Below are 2,079 nucleotides of genomic sequence, written 5' to 3'. Positions count from 1 at the left end.
GCGCTATCGCCCGCTCGCGCAAATCCATCGACAGGGGTCGTGCCATCCCTGCTGGCCTCCAATTCCAGCATCAAGCTTGAATCAGAAACCGCCTGATTTGGGAATCCCCCAATCGATTCAGCCAAACATCATCCCGCTCTAATGCATCGCCGTCGAATTGACGTGCTGCTGGATGACCTTGAAGTGGTCGAGGCGCTCGATGGCGCGGTCGAGCACAGAGCCTTCCTTTTCGGCGAGCTTCGCTTCCATCGCGGCAATCTGGTCGGCGAACGCGGCGCGATCCAGATCCTGCATCGATGTGGCGACGTCGGCCAGCACGGTGAGGCCCTTTTCATTCACTTCGGCGAGGCCGCCGAGCACGATGATCATCTGCTTCGTGCTGCCGGTGGTGATGGTCATGATGCCGGGGCGCAATGCTGCGACCATCGGAGAGTGGCCGGCCATCACGCCGAAATCGCCCTCGAGGCCGGGGACATCGACCTGATCGACTTCACCCGCGAAGGCGAGCTTTTCCGGCGAGACGAGATCGAAGTGAAAGGTGGGCATGAGAAACCTGCGAATAGTGAATGGCGAATAGCGAGTAGAACGAGGGAGCAGAGAAGGCGTATTTGACTATTCGCCATTCGCTACTCCCAATTCGCTTCTTAAGCCGCTTCGGCAGCCAGCTTCTTGCCCTTTTCGACGGCCTCTTCGATGGCGCCGACCATGTAGAAGGCGGCCTCCGGGAGGTGGTCGTACTTGCCTTCGCAGATCGCGCGGAAACCCTTGATGGTATCGGCGAGGTCAACGAACTTGCCCGGCGAGCCGGTGAAGATTTCGGCGACGAAGAACGGCTGCGACAGGAAGCGTTCGATCTTGCGGGCGCGGGCGACGGCGAGCTTGTCCTCTTCCGACAGTTCGTCCATGCCGAGAATGGCGATGATGTCCTGCAGCGACTTGTACTTCTGCAGCACCTGCTGGACCATGCGCGCGGTCTCGTAGTGCTCCTGGCCGACGATCAGCGGCGACAGCATGCGCGAGGTCGAGTCGAGCGGATCCACGGCGGGGTAGATGCCCTTTTCCGAGATCGCGCGGTTGAGCACGGTCATTGCGTCCATGTGGGTGAACGAGGCCGCGGGCGCCGGATCGGTCATGTCGTCGGCCGGCACGTAGATCGCCTGCACCGAGGTGATCGATCCCTTGGTCGTGGTGGTGATGCGCTCCTGCAGCGCGCCCATGTCGGTCGCCAGCGTCGGCTGGTAGCCCACCGCCGACGGAATGCGGCCCAGCAGCGCCGACACTTCAGAACCTGCCTGGGTGAAGCGGAAGATGTTGTCGACGAAGAACAGCACGTCCTGGCCCTGGTCGCGGAAATGTTCGGCCACGGTCAGGCCGGACAGCGCGACGCGCATGCGGGCGCCCGGGGGTTCGTTCATCTGGCCGAACACGAGGGCGCACTTCGACTTCACTTCCGGATCGGGATTGTGCGGGTCGGCGTTGACCTTCGACTCGATGAACTCGTGATAGAGATCGTTGCCTTCGCGGGTCCGCTCACCGACGCCGGCGAATACCGAATTGCCGCCATGTGCTTTCGCGACGTTGTTGATCAGTTCCTGGATCAGCACGGTCTTGCCGACGCCAGCACCGCCGAACAGGCCGATCTTGCCGCCCTTGGCGTAGGGCGCGAGCAGATCGACGACCTTGATGCCGGTGACGAGAATTTCAGCTTCCGTGGACTGGTCGGTGTATTTCGGCGCTTCCTGATGGATCGCGCGCAGACCTTCCGCGACGATCGGACCGCCTTCATCGATCGGCTCGCCGATCACATTCATGATGCGGCCGAGCGTGCCGGCGCCGACCGGAACCATGATCGGGTTGCCGGTGTCGCTGACTTCCTGGCCGCGGACCAGACCTTCGGTGGTGTCCATCGCGATGGCGCGGACCGTCGATTCGCCGAGTTGCTGGGCGACTTCAAGCACCAGACGGTTGCTGCCGTTCATGGTGGTGATGGCGCTCAGAATCGCGGGCAAATGGCCTTCGAACTGCACGTCGACGACGGCGCCGATGACCTGGGTGATGCGTCCGGTCTGGTTGGCGGGG

General features: G+C 62.4%; 2 protein-coding genes. Both read right to left on the bottom strand.

The annotated features are described in order from the left end of the window. Positions 1-138: 138 nt before the first annotated feature. Positions 139-546, bottom strand: a complete 408-nt coding sequence (locus tag Q0S16_RS07860) for a F0F1 ATP synthase subunit epsilon (RefSeq protein WP_295846762.1) — start codon at positions 544-546, stop codon at positions 139-141. Positions 547-644: 98 nt separating this feature from the next. After that, positions 645-2,079 (bottom strand): F0F1 ATP synthase subunit beta (atpD, locus tag Q0S16_RS07855; RefSeq protein ID WP_295846760.1); only part of this gene is annotated, 1,435 nt, incomplete at its 5' end.

The organism is Tardiphaga sp. (genome assembly GCF_025356345.1).
In the GTDB taxonomy this organism is placed as follows: Bacteria; Pseudomonadota; Alphaproteobacteria; order Rhizobiales; family Xanthobacteraceae; genus Tardiphaga.
The sequence above is the reverse complement of the archived record's forward strand: the minus strand, read 5'-3'. Positions and strand labels throughout refer to the sequence as shown.